Origin of the sequence: Bradyrhizobium commune (assembly GCF_015624505.1) — a bacterium.
Classification (GTDB): Bacteria; Pseudomonadota; Alphaproteobacteria; order Rhizobiales; family Xanthobacteraceae; genus Bradyrhizobium; species Bradyrhizobium commune.
Genome location: NZ_CP061379.1, coordinates 4,477,480 through 4,498,405, shown reverse-complemented (window position 1 = coordinate 4,498,405; position 20,926 = coordinate 4,477,480). Strand labels below are relative to the sequence as shown.

General features: G+C 63.6%; 16 protein-coding genes. 10 read left to right on the top strand and 6 right to left on the bottom strand.

Going from position 1 to position 20,926, the window contains the following annotated elements:
- Positions 1-103: 103 nt before the first annotated feature.
- Both IC761_RS21330 and IC761_RS21325 read left to right on the top strand, forming a co-directional pair.
- Positions 104-904, top strand: coding sequence for a hotdog family protein (locus IC761_RS21330; protein ID WP_195798596.1), 801 nt, complete (start codon positions 104-106; stop codon positions 902-904).
- Positions 905-2,347 (top strand): DUF5107 domain-containing protein, encoded by a 1,443-nt coding sequence (locus tag IC761_RS21325; protein ID WP_195798595.1) that lies wholly within the window; start codon positions 905-907, stop codon positions 2,345-2,347.
- Between the two features lie 14 nt (positions 2,348-2,361).
- Here IC761_RS21325 and IC761_RS21320 read toward each other — a convergent pair whose 3' ends face one another.
- Positions 2,362-4,734: a xanthine dehydrogenase family protein molybdopterin-binding subunit gene (locus IC761_RS21320; RefSeq protein ID WP_195798594.1), complete on the bottom strand. Its 2,373-nt coding sequence runs from the start codon at positions 4,732-4,734 to the stop codon at positions 2,362-2,364.
- Positions 4,735-4,947: 213 nt separating this feature from the next.
- Between IC761_RS21320 and IC761_RS21315 the strand changes: the two genes are divergently transcribed.
- Entirely contained in the window at positions 4,948-6,021 is a 1,074-nt protein-coding gene (locus IC761_RS21315; RefSeq protein WP_195798593.1) for a Ppx/GppA phosphatase family protein, read from the top strand.
- 1 nt (position 6,022) lies between these two features.
- A complete protein-coding gene (locus IC761_RS21310) occupies positions 6,023-6,715 on the top strand; it encodes an RlmE family RNA methyltransferase (protein ID WP_195798592.1) in 693 nt (230 codons plus the stop codon).
- Positions 6,716-6,739: 24 nt separating this feature from the next.
- Here the strand turns inward: IC761_RS21310 and IC761_RS21305 are convergent, their stop codons facing one another.
- Entirely contained in the window at positions 6,740-7,681 is a 942-nt protein-coding gene (locus IC761_RS21305; protein ID WP_195798591.1) for a class I SAM-dependent methyltransferase, read from the bottom strand.
- Positions 7,682-7,947: 266 nt separating this feature from the next.
- Here IC761_RS21305 and IC761_RS21300 point away from each other — a divergent pair, with 266 nt between their 5' ends.
- Entirely contained in the window at positions 7,948-9,423 is a 1,476-nt protein-coding gene (locus tag IC761_RS21300; RefSeq protein WP_195798590.1) for a hypothetical protein, read from the top strand.
- Positions 9,424-9,999: 576 nt separating this feature from the next.
- Positions 10,000-11,469, top strand: a complete 1,470-nt coding sequence (locus tag IC761_RS21295) for a hypothetical protein (protein ID WP_195798589.1) — start codon at positions 10,000-10,002, stop codon at positions 11,467-11,469.
- Between the two features lie 27 nt (positions 11,470-11,496).
- Here the strand turns inward: IC761_RS21295 and IC761_RS21290 are convergent, their stop codons facing one another.
- On the bottom strand, positions 11,497-12,987 hold the full coding sequence (locus tag IC761_RS21290; protein WP_195798588.1) for an MFS transporter: 1,491 nt from the start codon (positions 12,985-12,987) through the stop codon (positions 11,497-11,499).
- 442 nt (positions 12,988-13,429) lie between these two features.
- Here IC761_RS21290 and guaB point away from each other — a divergent pair, with 442 nt between their 5' ends.
- Positions 13,430-14,923: an IMP dehydrogenase gene (gene guaB / locus IC761_RS21285; protein WP_195798587.1), complete on the top strand. Its 1,494-nt coding sequence runs from the start codon at positions 13,430-13,432 to the stop codon at positions 14,921-14,923.
- A 70-nt stretch (positions 14,924-14,993) separates the two neighbouring features.
- On the opposite strand, the gene IC761_RS21280 is transcribed toward guaB, so the two are convergent.
- Entirely contained in the window at positions 14,994-17,135 is a 2,142-nt protein-coding gene (locus IC761_RS21280) for a methyl-accepting chemotaxis protein (RefSeq protein ID WP_283814444.1), read from the bottom strand.
- Positions 17,136-17,272: 137 nt separating this feature from the next.
- On the opposite strand from IC761_RS21280, the gene curA reads away from it, so the two are divergent.
- Together curA and IC761_RS21270 are read left to right on the top strand one after the other, a co-directional pair.
- Positions 17,273-18,295, top strand: a complete 1,023-nt coding sequence (gene curA, locus IC761_RS21275; protein ID WP_195798586.1) for an NADPH-dependent curcumin/dihydrocurcumin reductase — start codon at positions 17,273-17,275, stop codon at positions 18,293-18,295.
- Between the two features lie 193 nt (positions 18,296-18,488).
- The gene (locus IC761_RS21270; RefSeq protein ID WP_195798585.1) at positions 18,489-18,794 is read left to right on the top strand and encodes a hypothetical protein; all 306 of its coding nucleotides are present in this window, start codon (positions 18,489-18,491) and stop codon (positions 18,792-18,794) included.
- Positions 18,795-18,815: 21 nt separating this feature from the next.
- Here IC761_RS21270 and IC761_RS21265 read toward each other — a convergent pair whose 3' ends face one another.
- Positions 18,816-19,655: a metallophosphoesterase family protein gene (locus IC761_RS21265; RefSeq protein WP_195798584.1), complete on the bottom strand. Its 840-nt coding sequence runs from the start codon at positions 19,653-19,655 to the stop codon at positions 18,816-18,818.
- 68 nt (positions 19,656-19,723) lie between these two features.
- Positions 19,724-20,338, bottom strand: coding sequence for an acriflavin resistance protein (locus IC761_RS21260; RefSeq protein ID WP_195804732.1), 615 nt, complete (start codon positions 20,336-20,338; stop codon positions 19,724-19,726).
- A 164-nt stretch (positions 20,339-20,502) separates the two neighbouring features.
- Between IC761_RS21260 and IC761_RS21255 the strand changes: the two genes are divergently transcribed.
- Positions 20,503-20,925 (top strand): MAPEG family protein, encoded by a 423-nt coding sequence (locus IC761_RS21255; protein ID WP_195798583.1) that lies wholly within the window; start codon positions 20,503-20,505, stop codon positions 20,923-20,925.
- Position 20,926 lies beyond the last annotated feature (1 nt).

The following is a 20,926-nucleotide window of genomic DNA, read 5'->3' as shown; positions in this document are numbered from 1 at the left end:
GCGGCGTGGTACCCCATTCGGGCCGCAAAGGCGAGGGGATTGACCGCCCTTTCCGGGGGCCTACGATCAGGCCCGAAACAATAAGAATTTGGGAAGGCCTGCCATGCCGAATCGGCTCGAAACCTACCGCGTCGAAGCCTACAACACCGCGAAACAGTCCGAAAACAAGATGCATGACGACACGGTGGCGCGCCGCTTCGGCTTTTCCGGCGGGCTGGTCCCGGGCGTCGATGTGTTCGCCTACATGATGCACGTGCCGGTCGCCCGCTGGGGCCGCGATTTCCTCACGCGCGGGCTGGTCGAGGCGCGCTTTGTCAAGCCGGTCTATGACGGCGAGACCGCCGATGTCGATGCGACCGAGCACAACGGCCTGCTGACAATCGAGGTGTTCAGCCGCACCGAGCTTTGCGCCACGGGGACAGCGTCTCTGCCGGAGGCTGCGCCCGCGGTTTCATTGAACGACTATGTCGAGGTTCCCCCGGTTGCCGAGCGCCAGCCGGTCAGCCCGGCCACCTTCGAGACCGGCCAATGGCTCGGCACGATGCCGCGCCGCTGGGCCGGGCAGGCGGCCACCGACTATCTCGCCGATGTCAGGGAGACCGATCCGATCTTCGCGCGCGAGGGGCTCGGCCATCCCGGCCTGATCCAGCGCGTCATGAACCGCGTCCTCGTCGACAACACGATTCTGGGTCCGTGGATCCATGTGGGTAGCCGTATGCAGCTGCTGTCTCCCGCACGCGCCGGCGACGAGATCGTCGGGCGTGCAAAGGTCACCGCGAACTACGAAAAGAAAGGCCACCGCTTCGTCGAGCTCGACGCGCTCGTCGTCGCCAACGGCACGACGCCGATCGCGCATTGCCTGCACACCGCGATTTACCAGCCGCGCGAGCAGGCGGCGGCCTGAATGCCAGTCGAGGTTTCCTTGCGTGCCCTCGTTTGTTTCGCAATCGCACTCCTTTTCTCGTTCTATGCGCTTTGCGTCGTGCGTGCCGCCGCACCAGTGCCCGATAGTGTGTCGCTCAGCGAGCAGACGACGACGTGGAGCACCGTCAAGTTCGCCGTCGATGCGGAGAATGGCTTTGTCGGCGGGTCGCTCGACAAGAGCATGATCGTCGAACGTAGTTTCACATCCTACGTGCTTGAGAACCGGTATCTGAAGGTAACGCTCGTGCCCGAATTCGGAGGGCGTATTCTTTCCATCGTCTACAAGCCGACCGGCCACGAGCAGCTTTATCGCACGGAAGTCGGAGTGCCTTACGGCATGAAGGCCGGAAATTTCTACTACGACTGGCTGATGGTGTACGGCGGTATCTTCCCGACGTTCCCGGATCCCGAGCACGGCAAGACGTGGTTGAAGCCGTGGGCTTTCCGGGTGGTGAAAGAGGGCGCCGACGAAATCACGGTCGTGATGTCGTTCCGGGATGACTTCGACTATTCCGCGCGGCCCAGCAAGTTCAGGCGCGCGACCGGCATCGAGGCGAATTACTACGTTACGCTGAAGGCCGATCGTGCCGCACTCGATGCGCGCGTGGTGCTGAAGAATCCGAACGACGAGGCTGTCCAATACGAGTACTGGACGTGCACGACGCTCGCTCCAGGATCGGAGCCGAAAAATCCCAGGGCAACGCGCGGCGCCGAAATCATCGCGCCGATCCGAACTTACACGACCCCTGTCTGGTCGACCAGTCTGGCAGACGGCGATGAGAGTGCGGGTATGGGCAGGCGGCGCTTCGAAAACCTGCGCTACTTCAAGAACTGGCCAACGATGGGCATCGCCTATGCTGCACCGGATATGCAGGGCGGGAATTTCTGGGGCGTCATCAACCATGACAACGCAGAAGGAATTATTCGCATTGCAGACAATACCCTCACGCGGGGCTTGAAGATGTGGACGTGGGGGTTTCCGTCGCTCACCGGCGAAACCGATGCCCGGAAGGACCCGAACGAGTGGCGGCCGTATGTCGAACTATGGGCGGGCGTGTCAGACCAGTTTTTCCACAGTGCAGACTTTCCCGCACGCAGTGAAGTGTCGATTCCGGAAACCTACAGTCCGACCGTCGGCATGAGCAACGTGACGCATGCGAACGATAAGATACTGATCAATTTCTCGGCCGAGGCGTCTCGCGCCATTGTCGAGTTCTTCAGCATCGAACCGGCCATCCCGTTGCTTGTCACGTTGAGGCACGGCGGCACGGCTCTGTTCAGCGGCATCGTGAGCGCCGATCCGAACAGCGGAAATCGCGTTTCGGCAGCGATTGCCGACGGTCGCAGCGGGGACAAGATACGGCTGACGATCACGACCACGGAGGGAAAAGAGTTGATCGCCGCCGAAACGGCGATCAAGTGATCTCTTTGCTCCCCCTACGCCGCCGTCCCTTTCGCGTCCTGGATCGCGCGCCACACCCGCTCCGGCGTCAGCGGCATGTCGATGTGCTTGATGCCGTAGTCGGAGAGCGCGTCGACCACCGCGTTGACCACCGTCGATAGGCTGCCGGCGCAACCGGCTTCGCCGCAGCCCTTGCTGCCGAGCGGATTGGTCGTCGCCGGCACCGGGTGATCGCCGACCGTCATGTACGGCACGTCCTCGGCACGGGGCAGCGCGTAGTCCATCAGCGAGCCCGTGATCGGCTGGCCGCTTTCGTCGTAGCGGACGTGCTCCATCAGCGCCTGTCCGATGCCTTGGACGACGCCGCCATGGAGCTGGCCCGCCACCAGCATCGGGTTGATCACCGTGCCGAAATCGTTCACCGCGCTGTAGCGCACGATCTGCACGATGCCGGTGTCGGGATCGACCTCGACCTCGGCGACATGGCAGCCGTTCGGGAATGCCGAGGGCACCACCTCGCTGGTGTGGTCGACATCGAGACTGTCAGGCACGCCGTCCGGCACCTTGCCGTCATGCAGGCGTTTTGCCAGCTCCATGATGTCGATGCTGCGGTCGGTGCCGGCGATCGTGAACGTGCCGTCGGCGAACTCGATGTCGGCCTCTGAGGCCTCCAGCATGTGCGCGGCGGCGCGCTTGCCCTTTTCGATCACGAGCTTCGAGGACTCGACGATGGCCTGCCCGGTCGCGGTGATCGAGCGCGAGCCGCCGGTGCCGTTGCCGGTGTGGACGATGTCGCTGTCGCCCTGCACGAGCTTGACGCTCTCGAAGGGGACGCCGAGCTGCGCGCACAGCACCTGCGCGAACGGCGTGGCGTGGCCCTGGCCGTAATCGAGCGTGCCGGTGATGAGCTGCACCGAGCCATCGGGATCGAACACGATCTTGCCGAGCTCGGGGCTCGGCGGCGCGGTGACCTCGAGATAGGAGCCGACCGCGATGCCGCGCAGCTTGCCGGCCTTCTTGCTTTCCTTCTTGCGTTTGGCAAAATTCTCGTGGTCGGAGATGTCGAGCGCCTTGTTGAAGACGGCCTGGAAGTCACCGCTGTCATAGGTGACACCGGAGGAAGCCGGGAACGGCATCTGGTTCGGCCTGATGAAATTGCGCTTGCGCATCGTCAGCCGGTTGATGCCCATCTCGTCGGCGGCGCGGTCGATCAGGCGCTCCATGTAGTAGTTCGCCTCGGGCCGGCCGGCGCCGCGATAGGCGCCCATCAGCGTGGTGTTGGTCAAGACCGTCTTGATGTCGACGCCCATCAGCGGCGTGCGATAGACGCTGGAAAAATTCTTGCCGGTGTTGAGCGAGAGCGGGCTCGGCGAAACGCCGGTGATATAGGCGCCGAGATTGCCGTAGCCGGACAGCTTTGCGGCGAGGAAATGCCCCTCGGCATCGAGCGCGAGCTCGGCGTGGATTTTCTGCGCACGGCCGTGGCTGTCGGAGAGGAAGCTGGTCGAGCGCTCGTCGAGCCACTTCACCGGCCGTCCCAGCGCCTTCGCCGCATACAGGATGCACATGTATTCGGGGTAGTTGACGTTCTTCATGCCGAAGGAGCCGCCGACATTGGCGGTGAGGATGCGCACCTTCTCATTCGGCACTTTCAGGTTCTTGGCGAGATTGGCACGGTTGCCGGCAACGCCCTGCGTCGGCATCTGGATGGTGTAGCGCTCGCTGGCCTTGTCGTAGGAGGCAAGCCCCACGCGCGGCTCCATCGAGACCACCGCAACGCGGGTGTTCTCGATGTCGATCCTGGTGACATGGGCGGCGCCGGCGAAGGCCGCATTCACCTTGTCCATGTCGCCATAGTGATAGTCGAGCGCGACATTGTTCGGGATGTGGTCGTAAAGCTGCGGCGCGCCGGGCTTGGTCGCTTCCTCCGGATCCGTCACCGCCGGCAGCGGCTCGATGTCGAGCTCGACGGCTTCAGCCGCGTCGCGGGCCTGCGCCAGTGTCGCTGCCACCACGAAGGCGATGGGATCGCCGACGAAGCGCACCTTGTCGGTGGCGAGCGGCTGGCGGTTGGTCTGGAGCAGGGGGGAGCCGTCGCGGCTTTTGAGCGGCAGGCCGCAGGTGAAGGGGCCATAGCCGGCGGCATCGAGATCGGTACCGGTCCAAACCCCCAGCACGCCCGGCATCGCCTTGGCGGCGTCGGTGCCGATGCCCCGGATCACACCATGGGCATGGGTCGAGCGGACGATCACGGCATAGGCCTGGCCGGGCAGGTTGAAATCGTCGGTGTAGCGGCCCTTGCCGCGCACCAGGGTGTCGTCTTCCTTGCGGCGGACCGGTTGCCCGACGCCGTATTTTTGCAGTGCAATAGCGTTTTCGAGCGTGGACGATTTGGTGTGTTCTTGCATGGGAATGACCTGAAATGCCGGCAAATTGCGCGATTTGTGGGCGCCGTGGCGGGCCGGACCCCTATCAGATAACCCACCGCCCCGTTCACGACAACGCACGAATGGGCATGGTCCTATGTGATGCGATGTTGCGCAGGCCCGCCGCGCTGCTAATGTTTCAGGCGAAAAAGCAATTCCAGATCGGCCCCTTAGGGCCGCGGAAAGACAGTTTGTATGAATGACCACACGCGGCTCCGCGACGGCCATGTGCCGCACGGTGAGCTGGAGGGGTCGATGGTGGGGGTGGCGTTGGCCACTGAGCCCACCGTCCCCGCGCCATCGCCGGGAACCGGCGTCTATGCGGCGCTGGACCTCGGGACCAACAATTGCAGGCTGCTGATCGCCTGTCCGACCAGCGACGGCTTTCGCGTGGTCGATTCCTTCTCGCGCATCATCCGGCTCGGCGAGGGCGTCTCGGCGACCGGCTCAATCAGCGAGGCCGCGATCGACCGCGCCATCGCCGCGCTCAGCATCTGCCGCGACAAGATCAACCTGCGCAAGGCCAAGCGGCTGCGGCTGATCGCGACCGAAGCCTGCCGCGCGGCCTCGAATGCCGAAGGTTTCCGCAGCCGGGTTGCGGCCGAGACCGGCATCGAGCTCGAGGTGATCGACCGCGAGACCGAGGCCGCGCTTGCCGTGCTCGGCTGCTCGCCGCTGGTCGACCCAAGGGGCAGAGGGGCCATCCTGTTCGACATCGGCGGCGGCTCGACCGAGCTCGTGCGCATCGAGCGCGATCCCACGAATCCGGAGCCGCGCATCAAGGCCTGGATGTCGATCCCGCTCGGCGTGGTGACGCTGGCCGAGCAGTTCGGCGGCCGCGACGTCACGCCGGAGATCTATGCCGCGATGGAGCGGGAGGTCGCCAACCACGTCGCGCCGTTCGCCGCGGCGCACGGTCGCGATCTCGCCGACATGCATCTGCTCGGCACCTCCGGTACCGTCACCACGCTCGCCGGCATCCATCTCAATCTCGCCCGCTACGATCGCCGCCGCATCGACAGCATCTGGATGAACGATGCCGACCTCAGCGCGACCATCAGCAAGCTGCTCGGCATGAGCTACGAGGAGCGCGCCAACAACAACTGCATCAGCGTCGAGCGCGCCGATCTCGTGCTCGCCGGCTGCGCCATTCTCGACGCCATCCGCCACGCCTTTCCGCTGCCGCGCCTGCGCGTCGCCGACCGTGGCCTGCGCGAGGGCATGCTGGTCGAGATGATGCGCGAGGACGGCGCGATCAGGAGCTGGTGAGATGGCCAAGGACACCACCGGCCGCTTGCACGTCCAAGTCAAAACCAAGGTCAAGACCGGCGGCAAGCGCAAATTGTCGTCAAAACTCTGGCTGGAGCGGCAGCTCAACGATCCCTATGTCGCCAAGGCCAAGGCTGCTGGCTATCGCTCGCGCGCGGCCTTCAAGCTGCTCGAGATCGACGACAAGTTTCGGCTGCTGAAACCAGGCATGACGGTGTTCGATCTCGGCGCGGCACCCGGCGGCTGGAGCCAGATCGCCGCCAAGCGCGTCGGCTCGGTGGACGGCAAGGGCAAGGTCGTCGCAATCGATCTGTTGGAAATGCCCGAGATTCCCGGCGTCGATTTCGCGCAGCTCGACTTTATGGACCATGACGCGCCGGAAAAACTCACCGCGATGCTCGGCGGCGGCGCCGACATCGTGATGTCCGACATGGCCGCCAACACCACGGGCCACCGCAAGACCGATCAGCTGCGCATCGTTGGCCTGGTCGAGACCGCCGCTGCGTTCGCGTGCGATGTCCTGAAGCCCGGTGGCGCGTTCCTGGCAAAAACGTTCCAGAGCGGAGCCGACGCCGATCTGCTCGCCCAGCTCAAACGCGATTTCGCGACGGTGCGTCATGTGAAGCCGGCAGCAAGTCGGCAGGACTCGTCCGAGCGCTACGTGCTCGCGACGGGGTTTCGCGGCGCGACCTGAGCCATCGCCGATCGCGACGCTCCGCTACCCGCGGACGCGCAGGTAGATCGACGACGGAAAGTGACCGGTCGTGTTGGGCACGTTGAGGCCATTGACGTCCGGAATCGGAGAATATTCCGGGAAGACGTCCTTCATCACGTCCTGCGCGTCGTAGTGCAGCATGCTGAGGCAGAACAGGATTTCCAGCCGGTCATTGTTGGTGAGGAGGGCCTGGAGCACGGCCGTCTCGGCGCCCTGAAACAACCCGGTCAGGAGGTCGCGCTGAAACGAGTAGGGGAAATAGATGTCGTGAATATGGATCACGCAACCTGGCTTGATGCGGGGGAGAACCTCGAGATAGAGGTGAGTGACGTCACCCACCGGCCGCACCACATGCGAGGTGTCGATGAACAGGAAATCGCCGTCTCCGAGCTGATCGAACGTGGCGGGGTCGAGTTCCTCCACCTTGCTGGCCACCAGCTCGACGTCTGAGGAGCCTTTCAGATAGTCGCTGGGATATGGCTCGATGCAGGTGAGCTTTCCCTTGTGTCCCTCTGCGGCGTTCATCGCCAGCGCCTTGGTGGCGCAGTGCGTCGACACGCCGGATCCGACCTCGATCATGCGCTTCGGCTTGAGCCAGCGCAGCACGCCGTGCAGGGCTTGCGCCTCGACATAGCCGAAACCCGGTCCGAAGCCCTTGGCCGCGCCTTCTTTGTAGGTGCTGTTGTTGCGGTATTCGGGCTCGAACGGCTTGACGATGTCCCGCAAGTGCGACGCCTGCCGCCCAAGGTCGGCATCTATTCCGGTCATCGGTGACCGTTTCGCCCATTTGTCCTTGGTCCGTTCCAGCTCCCGGATGTCGGCAACCGGCGTGTAGTAATGGTTCGGGAGCACCACCAGTCCGCCGCTCAGCGCCACCCGATGCACCTTCATGAAGGCCGATTTGATCATGTCCCTGGCCGGCCGGTTCATCGCGTCCTCACTCATTGGGGGTGAAGATCGTCTATCACGCGAAATACGACAGTTTGATGCAATGCGCGCGCTGAGTGTGATCGACAAACGTTATATGAGTAACATTGATGGTCGAGCAGGGCCGGCGAGAGGAAATGTAGCGCGAAGTGTCATGCGAGGTGGTTCTATCGAGTTTTAATATGTTATCATAACATAACAATCTAAGGTTACATGTCTCTGCATTGCGCGTTGCAGATCTCCGTCACCAGCGCGCGCTCTATCAAACAATGCAAAGGCAGTGAATGTCCATTTCGCGACGTAACCTGTTGAAGGCAGGCGCGGTCACCATCCCGTCGGCAACCTTCGTGTCGACGAGCAGCAGCCGTGCGGCAGGCTGCTCCACGCCCACCTATCTGACCGGAATCGGCCAGGTCGCGACCAGCTGCCATGTGCCGACAACGCGCTACAGCTACAACAACAGCTTGCAATCCTCTGCGCACAGATCGGTTCACTTTAATCGATCGGGCGCGGCCCTTTCCCGAATTCGAATCGCTGTGCCGAATTTTTCGGTCTTTGCCGGGACCGGCGCGCCCCGGATGTGGGCCGCGCGGGTCGAATATCCGCTCGGCAGCATCAATACCGTGCTCTGGACCGAGGCCAACCCCGGGACCTCGGACGGAACATTCGTATCGACTCCCGATGGGCTCTGGAGCGTTTCGGATGAGCTGGTGTTGCCGACACCGATTCCCGACAATGCGATGTTCTGGGTGCGGCTGTGGCAATCGGCGGACGCACCACCGCCAAGCGGCACCTTGCCAGGTTTGTTGTTTCACGATCTCACGAGCAATCTGGGCGCGCTTGACGTCAACGGGCAGCCGGGCCCGTTCAGCGATCGGTCGATCAGCAATCGACTGGGCGAGACCAATTTCATCTTCAATCCCTTTCCAGCCATCCTCGACAAGCCCGTCTACCAGCGCGACAATGGTGACGGAACACAGACGTGCCTGTTCGACTACTGGGACCAGGGAGATCCCCTCGGCGCTTACATATATTGGATGTCAACGCGTCCGCTCGCCATCTTGGGGCCGACGCAAAAGCCGTCATTTGCCTTGTGGGGTGATAGCCGCGTTGTTGGCCTCGGCGACAAATATAACGGCATATCGAACAATCGAGGCGAGGTCGAGCGCAGCATCGGCAATGAATTCGCCTACATCAATTTCGGCATCTCCGGCCTGCGGGCGGATGATTTCTATCAAAATACGATCAACATTCAGGACCCGTACAACGCGTACACGTACGTTGCCAAGACATACACGACTAATCTCATCGAGGATCTCGGCGGCAACGATATAATTCCTTTGGACCGCACCATCGCGAGAACGCCAGACGCTGTGCTTGGCACCAAGCGGAGCATCTGGAATGTCTGGACCAAACCGACTTCAACAAGTGCAAAGAGCCTGTCGTCGATAGCGACTCTGACGCTTCCGTCTGTGGCATCGGCCGCGAGCGGATATTGGACCACCTTCGACCAAACGGATGGATCTGGAAATCCAGACCTTGACGTCCTCAATGGGCTGCTGCGGGCAGGCGTCGAGGTTCGGGTCTTCGATGTTGCCTCCGTGGTGTCGCAGACGGCCGTAGGTCATTCCGGCTCTTCCCAGTATCTGTGGAAGCCCAACACGCCGGCCTTCACGGTTGACGGCATTCATGAAAGCCAGACCGGGTGCTACGTCATTCACGACAGCGGGGTCATCGACCCGTATGTTCTTGGTTCTTGACGCTCTCAACGTGCGGGATCAGCCCAACCGCTGGTCTCGGACGTCCTGGGTATCCTCGGTCGCGGCCTTGACGGCAGCCTTGGCCGCCATTGCGGCTCGCGATCTCCGCCGCCTTGCGGCCGGAGATCTCGTGGCCGGCATCATCCGGCATCTGCCAGAAGAACCAGCGCATCCTGAGCAGTCGCCGATCGCGACTCTCCGCTACCCGCGCACACGCAGGTAGATCGACGACGGAAAGTGACCGGTCGTGTTGGGCACGTTCAGGCCATTGACGTCCGGAATCGGAGAATATTCCGGGAAGACCTCCTTCATCACGTCCAGGATCGTCTATCACGCGAAATACGACAGTTTGATGCAGCGCGCTGGATATGATCGGCAACGTTATTAATAACATTGTTGATCGACTAGAGATTGAAGAGGGTTTGCTGGCGTCGTATCGTAGAGTTTCGTGCGATGTGCTTTATTGCGTTTAATATGTTATCATAACATAACAATCTAAGGTTACATGTCTCTGCATTGCGCGTTGCGGATCTCCGTCACCAGCGCGCTCTATCAAACAATGCAAAGGCAGTGAGAATGTCCATTTCGCGACGTAACCTGTTGAAGGCAGGCGCGGTCACCATCCCGTCGGCAACCTTCGTGTCGACGAGCAGCAGCCGCGCGGCAGGCTGCTCCACGCCCACTTATCTGACCGGAATCGGCCAGGTCGCGACCAGCTGCCAGGTGCCGACGACGCGCTACAGCTACAACAACAGCTTGCAATCCTCCGCGCACAGATCGGCCCACTTCAACCGGTCCGGCGCTGCATTGTCGCGCATTCGAATTGTGGTGCCAAATTTTGCGGTCTTTGCCCCGACCGGCGCTCCCCGGACTTGGGCCGCGCGGGTCGAATATCCGCTCGGCAGCATCAATACCGTGCTGTGGACCGAGGCCAACCCCGGGACCTCGGACGGCACGTTCGTATCGACTCCCGACGGGCTCTGGAGCGTTTCGGATGAGCTGGTATTGCCGACACCGATTCCCGACAATGCGATGTTCTGGGTGCGGCTTTGGCAATCGGCGGATGCGCCGCCGCCAAGCAGCACGTTGCCGGGTTTGCTGTTTCACGATCTCACGAGCAATCTGGCCGCGCTTGACGTCAACGGGCAGCCGGGCCCGTTCAACGATCGGTCGATCAGCAACCGGCTCGGCGAGACCAATTTCATCTTCAATCCCCTCCCGGCCATCATCGACAAGCCGGTATTTCAGCGCGACAACGGCAATCAAACACAGACCTGTCTGTTCGACTATTGGGACCAGGGAGATCCTTCAGGCTCATACGTCCCCTGGATCAGCACACGACCGCTCGCGATCCTGGGACCGACGCAAAAGCCGTCATTTGCGCTGTGGGGCGACAGCAGGGTTGTCGGGCTCGGCGACACTTACAACGGCTTGTCAAACAACAGAGGCGAGGTCGAACGCAGCATCGGCAATGAATTCGCCTATATCAATTTCGGCATTCCCGGTATGCGGGCCGATGATTTCCAAGGCAATCTCATCGGTATTGGAGACGCCTATAACGCGTATAGTCACATCGCCAAGGCGTATACGACGAATCTCATCGAGGATCTCGGGGGTGCCGACATCATTTCCGCGGACAGAGGCAGGACGCCCCTGGACGTGCTCAATACCAAGAAGGCCATCTGGAACTTCTGGGTCGCTCCAACTTCAACAAGCACGAAAAGTCTGGCGTCGATCGCGACATTGACGCTTCCCTGTGCGGCGTCGGCAGTCAGCGGACAATGGACGACCTTCGATCAAGCTAATGGGACTGGGACTTCGAATCTCAATGCGCTGAACGCGCTCTTGCGAGCAGGTACCGACGTTCGCGTCTTCGACGTCGCCTCTGTGGTGTCGCAGACGGCCGTCGGCCATTCCGGCTCGCCCCAGTATCTCTGGAAGCCCAACACGCCGGCCTTCACGCTCGACGGCATCCATGAAAGCCAGGCCGGGTGCTACGCGATCCACGATAGCGGCGTCGTCGATCCGCATCTTCTCGGTTCGTGATCGCGCGCGAGATCGTGACGTCCGGGATCAGCCCAGCCGCTGGTCCCGGACGTCCTGGGTATCCTCGGTCGCGGCCTTGACGGCAGCCTTGGCCGCGCCCTTGCCGGCGCCTTTGCGGCTCGCGATCTCCGCCACCTTGCGGCCCGAGATCTCGTGGCCGGCATCATCCGGCATCTGCCAGAAGAACCAGCTCGATGCCGCCGAGGTCAGCGCCACCACGACGAAGGCGGGCGCGAACACGGTGGCGTTGAGCTCGCTGACATGGCTGAGCCACATCGTGGTCTCGACCGAGGCCGCGCCGACCGCGACGCCGGCCGAGACCGCAAGCTGCTGGTTGACGCTGACGAGCGTGGTGGCGCGGCTCATCTGCGCGCTCTCGACATCGGCATAGGCGACCGTATTGATTGCGGTGAACTCGAGCGAGCGGAAGAAGCCGCCAACCACAAGGATCACCATGATGATCAGGAGCGGCGTCGTCACCGTGAACAACGCGCAGACGCCGAGGAAGAACGCGCTGATGATCGCGTTCACCGTCATCAGATTGCGGAAACCGAAGGCGCGGATGATGCGCGCGGCCAGCGTCTTCATGCCCATGGCGCCGAGCGAGGAGGCGAAGGTGACGAGGCCGGAATGGAACGGCGACAGGCCGAAGCCGATCTGCATCAACAACGGCAGCAGGAAGGGCAGTGCGCCGATGCCGAGCCGGAACAGGAATCCGCCGAGAATGGCGGCCCGCAGCGTCGGGAGATTGAGCAGTGAAAAGTCGAGCACCGGCGATCCGGTCCGCCGCGCGTGGATGACATAGAGCGTCATCGCGATCGATCCGCCCGCGACCAGCGCGACGATCGTAGCCCACGGCAACAGGTTGAGGCCGGCGACCGACAGGCCGAACGCGATGCCGGCAAGGCCGATGCCCGCGAGCACCATGCCGTAGAGATCGAACGGCTCCTGATCCTCGCTCTTGATCGGATCGATGAAGCGCAGCGCCATGAAGATGCCGAGCAGACCGATTGGGATGTTGATCAGGAAGATCCAGTGCCACGACGCATAGGTCGTGATGAAGCCGCCGAGCGGTGGGCCGATCACCGGACCGATCAGGGCAGGGACCGTCACCCAGGCCATCGCGTTGACCAGCGCGCTCTTGTCGACCGAGCGCAGCAGCACGAGGCGGCCGACCGGCGTCATCATCGCGCCGCCCATGCCCTGGAGGATACGCGCGAACACGAAATCGGTGACCGAGGTCGAGAGTGCGCAGCCGATCGAGCCGATCATGAACACGCCGACCGCAATCGCGAACACCATCCGCGCGCCGAACCTGTCAGCGGTCCAGCCGCTCGCCGGGATGAACACCGCGAGCGACAGGAGATAGGAGGTGATCGCGAGCTTCAGCGTCAGCGGGCTGGTGCCGATGTCGGCCGCGATCGCCGGGAGCGAGGTGGCAATCACGGTCGAGTCCATGTTCTCCATGAAGAGAGCGGTGGCCACGATCAGCGGAATGATGCGTTGCTTGTCGACCATGACGGATTGGTAATGGAAATCGGAAGGACGGGCGAGGATTGCGGCTTATCACCGCCACCCGGCCGGGACCATTGCGGATCAACGCATAGCACCTAAATGCTGCGCTCGTTCCTTCGTCATTCCGGGGCGCGCCCGTTGGCGCGAGCCCGGAATCCATTGAGCCGCAGGGACCGCCGAGGGATGGATTCCGGGCTCGCGACTTTGTCGCGTCCCGGAACGGCGGCGATCGGGCCGCGCATAGGCTGTCCACGCCGAATTTACGTAAAAAGCCTGTGCATGGCTGGCCAGCGGTGCGAATTGCTTTGATTCGTCACGCGGCCGTGCTATCGACCCGCGTCAACCCCACCGATGGGCTCCGATTCGACGGCGCTGCCGCAAGGCAGGCCGAGGACGGCGCTCATCCATAACTATTTGCGGCATGGCCGCAGGAAGGAGTTGGCAGATGGCCACGGTGCAACTTCAAGGCATCCGCGAAGCCCTTACGTTCGACGACGTGCTGTTGAAGCCAGGCCTCTCGGACGTGCTTCCCTCCGAGGTCGACATCCGCTCCCGCGTCACCCGCGCGATCCCGCTCAACATCCCGATCATGGCCTCCGCCATGGACACCGTCACCGAGGCGCGCATGGCGATCGCCATGGCACAGGCCGGCGGCCTCGGCGTCATTCACCGCAATTTCGATCCCGAAGGGCAGGCCGCGCAGGTGCGGCAGGTCAAGCGCTACGAGTCGGGCATGGTGGTGAACCCGCTCACCATCAGCCCCGACGCGACGCTCGACGATGCGCTGAAGCTGATGAGCGATCACGGCATCTCCGGCATTCCCGTCGTCACCGGCGCGGGCAAGTCCACGCCGGGCAGGCTGGTCGGCATCCTCACCAACCGCGACGTGCGGTTTGCAACCGATCGGCAGCAAAAAGTCTCCGAGTTGATGACGCGCGAAAAGCTCGTGACCGTGCGCGAGAATGTCAGCCAGGACGAAGCCAAACGGATGCTGCACCAGCACCGCATCGAGAAGCTGCTCGTGGTCGACGATCAGTATCGCTGCGTCGGCCTGATCACCGTCAAGGACATCGAAAAGGCCGTCGCCCATCCGCTCGCCTGCAAGGACGCGCAGGGCCGCCTCCGCGTCGCGGCCGCAACCACCGTCGGCGACACCGGCTTCGAGCGCACCGAGCGGCTGATCGACGCCGGCGTCGACCTCGTCGTCGTCGACACCGCGCACGGCCATTCCCGCCACGTGCTGCACGCCGTGAACCGCATCAAGCGTCTTTCCAATTCGGTGCAGGTCGTTGCCGGCAACGTCGCCACCGCAGAGGGTGCGCAGGCGCTGATCGATTCCGGCGCGGACTGCATCAAGGTTGGCATCGGCCCGGGCTCGATCTGCACCACGCGCATCGTCGCCGGCGTCGGCGTGCCGCAGCTCACCGCGATCATGGATGCGGTGGAGGCGGCGAAGAAGTCCGACATCCCCGTCATCGCCGACGGCGGCATCAAGTTCTCCGGCGATCTGGCGAAAGCACTTGCCGCCGGCGCCGACATCGCCATGGTCGGCTCGCTGCTCGCCGGCACCGACGAGACGCCCGGCGAAGTCTTCCTGTGGCAGGGCCGCTCCTACAAGGCCTATCGCGGCATGGGCTCGGTCGGCGCGATGGCGCGTGGCTCGGCCGACCGCTACTTCCAGCAGGACATCAAGGATGCGCTCAAGCTCGTCCCTGAAGGCATCGAGGGCCAGGTGCCCTACAAGGGTCCGGTCGGCAACGTCATGCACCAGCTCGCCGGCGGCTTGCGCGCCGCGATGGGCTATGTCGGCGCGCGCGATATGAACGATCTGCATCAGAAGGCCCAGTTCGTCCGCATCACCGGCGCAGGCCTGCGCGAAAGCCACGTCCACGACGTCACCATCACGCGCGAGGCGCCGAACTATCCGGGCGGGGGCTAGAGCGTTTTCGAGCGAAGTGGGTACCGGTTCGCGTAAAGAAAACGCGTCAGAGCTCTAGTCGCGCGCGGCCTTAGGCTGCGCGCACGGCCTCGAGAAACTTTCCGACCTCGAGCTTGAGGCGGCCCGAATCCGAGGCGAGCAATTGAGCGGCGGTCAGCACCTGGGACGAGGCCGAGCCGGTCCGGCTGGCGTCCTGCTGGACGTCGTTGATGTTGGCGGAGACCTGCTGGGTGCCGTGCGCCGCCTGCTGCACGTTGCGCGCAATTTCCTGCGTCGCTGCGCCCTGTTCTTCGACCGCCGCGGCAATGGTCGAGGAGATTTCCGACAGTCTCTCGATCGTCTCGCCGATCGCCCTGATGGCGCCGACGGATTCCTGCGTCGCCGTCTGGACGCTTCCGATCTGCTGATGGATTTCCTCGGTCGCCTTGGCGGTTTGCTGTGCCAGCGCCTTCACCTCGGAGGCGACCACCGCGAAGCCGCGGCCGGCATCGCCGGCGCGCGCGGCCTCGATGGTCGCGTTCAGCGCCAGCAGATTGGTCTGGCCCGCGATCGAGTTGATGAGCTCGATGACGTCGCCGATCCGGCTTGCCGCTTGCGACAATTCTCCGACGCGGTCGTTGGTGCGGCGAGCCTGCTCGACAGCGTCGCCGGCCACGCGCGCGGATTCCTGCACCTGCCGGCTGATCTCGTTGACCGACGATGTGAGCTCTTCGGTCGCGGAGGCGACCGACTGCACATTGGCGGATGCCTCCTCGGACGCCGCTGCGACGGCCGTCGTCAGCGTCTGCGAGCGATCGGCGGTCGTGTTCAAGGTGCCGGCCGAGCCTTCAAGCTCGGTCGCCGCCGCCGACACCGTGCTCACGATCTGGCCGATCACGGCCTCGAAATCCCGCGTGATGACGCTGACGCGGCGGCCGCGCTCGATCTGCGCTTCGGAGTTACGGGCGGCATCCTCGTCGGCAAGCTTTTTCGCGATCAGCGCGTCCTTGAAGATCTGGAGCGTGTTGGCCATGGTGCCGATCTCGTCCTTGCGATGCCCGTCGGGGATTGCAACGTCGAGTTCGCCGTCGGCAAGCCGCAGCGTCGCTCCGGTCAGCCGCACCAGCGGGCCGATCACCTGGCGCATCACGGCGATGACGACGGCGACCGAGGCGATCAGCACGATCAGCAGGGCCGCGAGCGCCCAGGTCAGCCGCATCTGCGCCTGTGCAATCGCGGCGTCGTTGGCCTCGTGGGCAAAGGTCAGGGCGGCGTCGCGCAAACCGAGCACGCTGTTGAGGACGCGACCGATCCAGCCGGGCCACTCGGCCTCGCTGACCGGGCAGGGGCGGCCCTCGCGTGCTGCTGCGACAACCTCCCGGAACCGCGGCTCCGCTTCGGTGATCAGCGTCGTGCGCACCTGGTTGAAGACGCTCACCAGCGCCGGCGCGTCGCCGGTATTGTGGACTCCCTGCTCGATCTGCTTCCAGATCAGCGCGACCTGACCGGTCAACTCGGTCACGTCGACGCGCTGGGCCGGCGACAGCGGCTGATTGCGGGCGAACAGGCCGAGCACGGCGGCGCGCGCGCCGTTGATGGCACGCATCCCTTGTGCGCTTTGCGCCAGCTCGGCCGAAGGCAGGAGATTCTCGATATCGCTGCCGGTGTGCGACAGGCTGATCAAGGCTTCGCTGGTCGCCGCGGTGAGGGCGTCGACGGCGCGCGCAAGTCCGTCCACGATCGCCGTCTGGCTGTCGGCGGGGCGTTGCGGCTTGGGCAGGACCACGACCTGGCGTGCGGCGCTGCGCGTTTGCTGCAAGGCCTGTTCGGCGGCTTCGATCGATCTGGCCGGCAGGTCCGCCGCCCGAATGGCCGCCTTGGCCGCGCCGATGGCCGCATCCGTGTTGGCGATGGTCTTGTCGAGGGCCGACAGCTTCTCGGGCGAGGCCGGGTCGGCCGGGGTTGCGACCGCGAACCAGACTGTGCGTTCGGCCGGAATGAGGCTGTTCGCCTTCATCACCAGTTCGAAGGCGGTCAGCGAGCGCGCGGCCGCCTCCCGCTTGCGCAGGTCACCCCATCCGCCCCAGGCGACAGCCCCGGCGAAAGCCAGGGCCAGGAGGCTTGTGATCAGATTGCCTGCCAGGATGCGCCAGCGCAGGCTGATGCCACCCTTGGCGCCGGTCTTTGCGGCGGTCTTGGAGGAACGTTCAGACGACAGGGAAAGCTCTGGCACCGAATGGGCTCTTCGATCATGGGAGGGCTTTGCAATTTTAGTTCGCAAATCGCCACCAAAGCCTTAATTGGCCGAGGGTTTGCTTCGCCGCGACGCTTCTCCTAAATCATGGCGACAACTCATCAGGAGGAAGCCCCATGGCCGAAGCAAAACGCATCGTTCTCGCCGCGCGTCCCACAGGCGAACCGAAGCCGTCCGATTTCCGCTTGGAGGAATTCGCAGTCCCGACACCGGGCGCGGGCGAAGTCCTGCTGCGCACGATCTGGCTCTCGCTCGATCCCTATATGCGCGGGCGCATGAGTGAGGGTCCGTCCTACGCTGCACCGGTGCCGATCGGCGGCGTGATGGAGGGCGAGGCGGTCAGCGAGGTCGCGGCCTCCAACAATCCGGATTTCGCGGTCGGCGACATCGTTCGCATCCGCTCGGGCTGGCAGACGCATGCGATCTCGAACGGCAAGGGCCTGATCAAGGTCGATCCCAAGCTCGGCCCGATCTCGACCTCCATCGGCGTGCTCGGCATGCCTGGCATGACCGCCTACACGGGCCTGCTCGACATCGGCAAGCCGCAAGCGGGCGAGACCGTCGTTGTCGCCGGCGCGTCAGGCGCGGTCGGCTCGGCCGTGGGCCAGATCGCGAAGATCAAGGGCGCGCGCGCCGTTGGAATTGCCGGCGGCAAGGACAAGTGCGACTACGTCGTCAACGAGCTCGGCTTCGATGCCTGCATTGATCACCGCGATCCCGATTTGGCCGCGAAGCTGAAGGACGCCTGCCCGAAGGGCATCGATGTCTATTTCGAGAATGTCGGCGGCGCGGTGTTCGAGGCGGTGTTCCCGCTGCTCAATCCGTTCGCCCGCGTGCCGGTCTGTGGCCTGATCGCTCATTACAACGACACCGAAGCCAAGCCGCCGAAATGGGCCGCGTCGATGATGCGCGCGATCCTTTCCAAGCGGCTGACCTTCCGCGGCTTCATCGTTTCGGATTTTGCGTCCCGTCACGGCGACTTCCTGCGCGACATGTCCGGATGGGTCCGTGAGGGCAGGGTCAAATACAAGGAGTTCGTCACCGAGGGCCTGGAGAGCGCTCCCGGCGCCTTCATGGGCCTTCTGAAGGGCGCCAATTTCGGCAAGCAGCTGGTCCGGGTCGGGCAAGACAAGGCTTAGTTGCAAGGCCTGGAGCGTCTTCTCAAGGTCTGGAGCGCCTTCTGGTTACACCGGCGTCACACGCCGGACATCGATGGTTAACAAAGAGTCGCCGATCGGCAACACTTGCCCGCAAAAGCGGGCAGGTGTGACCGCCTGTTCATTGACGTCTGGGCGAAGGCATTGAATCATCGCGCATATTTTAGGTGCTGCGATGTTAGAGATTGGTGTTTTCTGCGTAATCCTTCTGGCCGCCGGCTATTGGGCGACGATGTTCGTCATGGGCCGCCGCGACGACGTCATCCATGGAAAATTCGTTCACACCGAAGACGAGGGTGCTCTGACCCAACCCGCGTTGCCGGCGCCGCCATTCCCGAAGCGCCCGGTCAAAGCTGCGCGGCCCACTCATGCTCAGCCCGTGAGTGTTCAGTCCGCAAAAGCTGAAAGCAAGCCGGTCAACAGCGAAGCGCTGCAATCCTTGCTCGCCGCGATCCAGCAGGATCTGAAGAGCGTCGCGTAAGCCGCACGCTCAAGCGCTGCGCTAGTGCGGATCCATCAGGGGCAGGATCTCTTCGATATCGATATCGACCTGGCCGGCGGCGCGGACGTGGCGGACCTCGAAACTGTCGGGCCTGAAGCGATATTCGACGAGACCCGTCTCCTTGATCGCGATCCGGTCCTGGCGGCCGTCGTGGATCTTGAAGCCGGCCGATGGTGCCCAGATGTGCCGCGTGTGGCCAAAAGTGAAATCACGCCGCTGGTGCACATGGCCGCTGGCGATCAGACGCAGATCGGCCGTCGCAAACATCTCGATCAGCCGAGCGCGCGCCGGCTGCGGCACGTAGCGGATCGACGTTTCCGGCAGCTCGGGATCGTCGGGCAGGTTGAGAAACACCGGCTTGTGCAGGAACAGCGCGACCGGCTTGCCGTTCACGCGCGAAATGTCCGAGGCCAGCCAGTCGAATTGCGCGGCCTCGAAAGCGAGCCCCGAATTCATCACCAGCGAATTGAGCCCGATGAAGCGCCAGCCGGCGGCCTCGAACGACCAATGATCTTCGCCGATGATGTCGCGAAACTGCTGGCGATGCACTTCTGCGATTGGCGGCTTCGGCGCGGGCCCAAGCGCGGTCGGATTGTCGCCGATGTCGTGATTGCCCGGCAGGTAGCGGCAATCGACGGGCAGGGCCGCGTGCAGTCCTTTCGCGAATTCGACGTCGTCCCGGCTGGTCGGTCCGTCGAAGGAGACGTCGCCAGTGTTGATGACGAGATCGGGCCTGTCGGCGTCGATGTGCTCGCTGACGCGATGGAAGTTGGCGATCAGGCCGGCGAAGCGCCGGCCGAGATGCGTGTCGGAAATCTGCGTGAGGCGAAATTCGGACATGGCTCATCATACGAGCCGTTGCGCGTCGGAACGATGACGGTGCGGGCATGCATCGCAACGAACAAAGTTTAAAACACGCGATAACGGATCGCGTAGGAATCCTGCGGCGCGACTCTGCCTGCAAGCGGCGAGGTGATGCGATCGGCGAGATGCCAGGGGCCGAACTGCTCGGTGCGATGCGGCTCGGCGGGCAGGCGCAGGCGGAATTCGTACGTGCCCTTGCCGGGCAGGTTCACGACCAGCACCCGGTCGGCGGTGCGATAGTTGAGCGCGGCGACGCCGCGCAGCAACGCCTGTCCGTCGGCGAGGTCGCTGACGCCGTCGACCAGCGCGAGGGTCTGGTTGCGATCGGTGTGCAATTCGATCTGGGTGTCGGACACCGCCGCCAGGGTCTCGCTCGGCATCCGGATCTCGAACTCGACCGCCGGCTTGGACGGATTGAGCCCGAGATAGGCAGCCGCGGCGTGGTGCATGTCATAGGCGACGAAGGCGAACAGGGCGGCCGCGGCGAGCGCGGCTAAACCGTGCCGCAGCACGTCCCGCCAGCTCCGGTACGCCATCCGGAAATAAACCGTCAGCGTCAGCGCGACCGCCAGCGCCGCGGCGACGCCCGCCAGCGCCGACATCAGGATGCCGAGCGAGGCGTCTTGGGTATCGCCGAACAGTCCGGTCAGGGACGACATCAGGTTCATGGCGCTGTCTCGCCGGGGCCCGTGAGAGCCAAAATCGCTTTAATGATCGACAGTTGGTCGCCCCATCTGGAACGCCGGTTCAACTCGCTGATTGTCAGGGCCAACGGTCGCGGCTAATGACGGTCCGCGGCGTTCCGCCTTACGGGAAAGTTCCGATGTCTGTCCAAATGGTCTTGCTGCCCGTCTTCGTGCAGATCGCTCTCACCTTCGCGCTCCTGCTCGGCATGGTGTTCGGGCGCCGGCGCGCGCTGGTCTCCGGCGACACCAAGATCCGCGACATTGCGCTCGGCGAGCCGAACTGGCCGAAGGGCGCCACACAAATCGCCAATTGCTACCGCAACCAGTTCGAGCTGCCGGTGCTGTTCTACGCCCTGATCGCGCTTGCTCTCCCGCTGCGGCACGCCGATCTCTTCATCGTGCTGATGTCCTGGGTGTTCGTGGTGTGCCGCCTTGTACACGCCGGCGTCTTCGTCAGCTCGAACGATTTCGGCCGTCGTTCCACGATCTGGCTCGCTGGCGTGCTCGTGCTGCTGGCGATGTGGATCTACTTCGCCCTCAAGATTTTGTTGCTGATCTGAA

Coding starts and splice junctions, on each gene's coding strand:
- IC761_RS21330 (WP_195798596.1), top strand. CDS start 104: ATGCCGAATCGGCTCGAAACCTACCGCGTCGAAGCCTACAACACCGCG.
- IC761_RS21325 (WP_195798595.1), top strand. CDS start 905: ATGCCAGTCGAGGTTTCCTTGCGTGCCCTCGTTTGTTTCGCAATCGCA.
- IC761_RS21320 (WP_195798594.1), bottom strand. CDS start 4,734: ATGCAAGAACACACCAAATCGTCCACGCTCGAAAACGCTATTGCACTG.
- IC761_RS21315 (WP_195798593.1), top strand. CDS start 4,948: ATGAATGACCACACGCGGCTCCGCGACGGCCATGTGCCGCACGGTGAG.
- IC761_RS21310 (WP_195798592.1), top strand. CDS start 6,023: ATGGCCAAGGACACCACCGGCCGCTTGCACGTCCAAGTCAAAACCAAG.
- IC761_RS21305 (WP_195798591.1), bottom strand. CDS start 7,681: ATGAGTGAGGACGCGATGAACCGGCCGGCCAGGGACATGATCAAATCG.
- IC761_RS21300 (WP_195798590.1), top strand. CDS start 7,948: ATGTCCATTTCGCGACGTAACCTGTTGAAGGCAGGCGCGGTCACCATC.
- IC761_RS21295 (WP_195798589.1), top strand. CDS start 10,000: ATGTCCATTTCGCGACGTAACCTGTTGAAGGCAGGCGCGGTCACCATC.
- IC761_RS21290 (WP_195798588.1), bottom strand. CDS start 12,987: ATGGTCGACAAGCAACGCATCATTCCGCTGATCGTGGCCACCGCTCTC.
- guaB (WP_195798587.1), top strand. CDS start 13,430: ATGGCCACGGTGCAACTTCAAGGCATCCGCGAAGCCCTTACGTTCGAC.
- curA (WP_195798586.1), top strand. CDS start 17,273: ATGGCCGAAGCAAAACGCATCGTTCTCGCCGCGCGTCCCACAGGCGAA.
- IC761_RS21270 (WP_195798585.1), top strand. CDS start 18,489: ATGTTAGAGATTGGTGTTTTCTGCGTAATCCTTCTGGCCGCCGGCTAT.
- IC761_RS21265 (WP_195798584.1), bottom strand. CDS start 19,655: ATGTCCGAATTTCGCCTCACGCAGATTTCCGACACGCATCTCGGCCGG.
- IC761_RS21260 (WP_195804732.1), bottom strand. CDS start 20,338: ATGTCGTCCCTGACCGGACTGTTCGGCGATACCCAAGACGCCTCGCTC.
- IC761_RS21255 (WP_195798583.1), top strand. CDS start 20,503: ATGTCTGTCCAAATGGTCTTGCTGCCCGTCTTCGTGCAGATCGCTCTC.